Below are 2,784 nucleotides of genomic sequence, written 5' to 3'. Positions count from 1 at the left end.
GTTTACGACGTTCAGTTACAGAAACCGTAGAAAACTTATCTTCTTATTATGTACTTTTATTAGAAAGACTTAATAAAGATAAAAATGAAATTGCGAATAAATTTTGTGGAGGTTTAGAATTTAAAAATGTAGTTGAAATAAGTTCTAATATCTCGGATTCTCATAAAAAAGGGAATGGGGTAAGTATTCTTAAGTTGGATAATGGCACTAAAATTGTGTATAAACCACGTTCGTTAAAAATTGAAAAAGTGTATTTCGATTTTCTGGGAAAGATAAATGCTGGTTGTAAATATGAGATGTATGAACCAAAAATATTAGATTGTCAGGAGTATGGTTGGGAGGAATTTGTATATTATAAAAGTTGTAAAACAGAGGATGAAATCAGACGGTATTTTTATAGATTTGGAATATTGATTTTCGGTAGTTATATTCTTAATACAAATGATTTACATGAAGAAAATGTGATTGCCGCAGGAGAATATCCAATTATTATAGATGCAGAAACTATACTAGATAACCGTAGAAGAGGGAGAACAAATTCTGCAAAGGAGGAAATAAATTATATCCTTCATGAGTCAGTATTATACTCAGGTTTATTGCCACACTATAGGTTTTCAAATTTGGGCCAAGGCGTAGATATGAGTGCAATTAAAGGTAGTGAGGGAAAGGAATATCCTATAGTTATTCCTAAAATAGCGGATTTATGTACTTCAAATATGAGATTTGTATATGAACATCCTACAACTGGAGTAAATCAAAATCTTGTTAAATTAGATGGAGAAAATGTATCAGCATTTCATTATCTAAAAGAAATAAATGCAGGATTTGAAGATGCGTATAAATATGTTTTGGAGAATAAAGAAAAGTTTCTTGAATATGCCGACATGTTTGGTAATTTAAATATTCGCCATTTAGTTCAGGATACCCAAAGATATTCTATGTTATTACACACATCTTTTCATCCGGATTTTATGCAAGATGGAAGAGATAGACAAATGTTTTTGTGTAGTTTATTTAAACAGTATGAAGCTACACAAGGAGATAAAGGTGTTGTGAAATGTGAGATAAAAGACATGTTAAACATGGACATTCCATATTTTTATCTCAATACATCAGGTAAATCTCTTTTCGGATCAGAAGGTGAGAAAATCGAAGACTATTTTGAATATACCAGTTTGGAACACTTAAAGAAAAAGATAGTATTGTTAGATGAAGATGATTTAAAAAGGCAATTAATGTTCATGAATATTATTCTGACAGAGATAAACGAATTTCAGGTTGAGGATAAAAAGATAGAGCTTCAACAAATGAAAATGATTCCGCACAGAGAAAAAAATAAGGCTCATCTGTTAAAAGCTGTTCAGAAATTGGCTGATTCTCTTATAAAAACTGCTGTTTTTAATAAAGATAGAACAGAAGTTAATTGGATTGGTGTTACTCTAATAGGAAATGAAGATGACTGCTCATGGGATATAAGACCACTTGGTACCTATTTATATGAAGGAATGTCTGGGCTAGCAATTTTCTTTAACGCATTGTATGCTGTTGATCCCCAAAAGGAGTACCTTATTATACGCAATGCGATTGAAAAGGAATTATTTACATACACAGATGAGATGTGTGAACGAAATGAGGGAATAGAAAATGAAAGCAGTGGCGCCTTTGGTGGAGAAGCGTCTATAATGTACACTTATGAGGTACTGTATAAAATTACAAATAAAGAAAAATATTTGGATTATGCAAAAAAGCACTATAAAATATTAAAGAAAGCGATTACCAGAGATAACAGTTTTGATCTTGTCTATGGTAATGCAGGCGCAGTTATTACATTGATCAATATGTATCAGCTAACTGGAAATAAAGAGTATATCGCTTCGGCAGAAATAGCAGGAGATATAATAGTAAATGCTCAGGAAAAGGAAGGCTCTATTAAAGGCGGATGGAATGGAGATGGAAGAACTTCGCCGTTAGCGGGATTTTCACATGGAGCATCTGGAATAGTTTTAGCACTGGCAAAACTATGGCAGGTGACTCAGAAAGAGGAGTATTTATTATCACTGCTCGATGGCATTAAATTTGAAAATTCTTTATTTGTGAAAGAAAAAGGAAATTGGAAAGACGAAAGGGTATATGCAGGAGAAAAAGCATCTGATGGAGGAAGTTTTACCGTTGCTTGGTGTCATGGCGCTGCAGGCATATTGCTTAGCCGATCTAAAGTAAATGTCATATTGAATGGGCGGTATTCGGATTTGATAGAAAATGATATAAAAGTAGCAGTGAATACAATATTAAAAGAGGGAATTTTAGGAAACAATTGTCTATGTCATGGTAATTTAGGTAATACAGAAATTTTATTTGAATATTTAAAAGACCATTCAGATAAAAAGATAGAAAAATATTATGTAGATATTCGTGATATTATTGCTGAGAATGTATGTAATGGTGTATTTGATTGCGATAATGCGTATCTATATGGATATAAATTGCAAGGATTTATGACAGGACTATGTGGCATGGGATATTCTTTGCTGCGAGATATAAAAAAAGATTTACCTTGTGTAATTGCTCTGGAAGTCTAAAATGATAGTATTGGAAATAATAGAATTTATTATTTCCAATACTAATTTATTGTTAGGGCAAAGCCCTGTTTGCCATTGTGGAGTTTTTCGCTGATCCGAAAAACGGAGCTTTGGAAAACAAATAAACCACCTGCTATGCACAACATCATAAACTTAAGATTAGATATTACACATTTATATTATCCTGCTAAAAACTCATTTCAAA

1 protein-coding gene is annotated in these 2,784 nt (G+C 32.1%); it reads left to right on the top strand.

What is annotated here, in order from left to right:
- A partial coding sequence (locus AB5618_RS21200; RefSeq protein WP_368367049.1) for a type 2 lanthipeptide synthetase LanM family protein occupies positions 1–2,579 on the top strand: 2,579 nt, incomplete at its 5' end.
- Positions 2,580–2,784 lie beyond the last annotated feature (205 nt).

The organism is Ruminococcus sp. J1101004sp1_RTP21198st1_B9_RTP21198_201120 (assembly GCF_040924245.1).
Classification (GTDB): Bacteria; Bacillota; Clostridia; order Lachnospirales; family Lachnospiraceae; genus Blautia_A; species Blautia_A faecis.
This window is presented reverse-complemented; position numbering and strand designations above follow the sequence as displayed.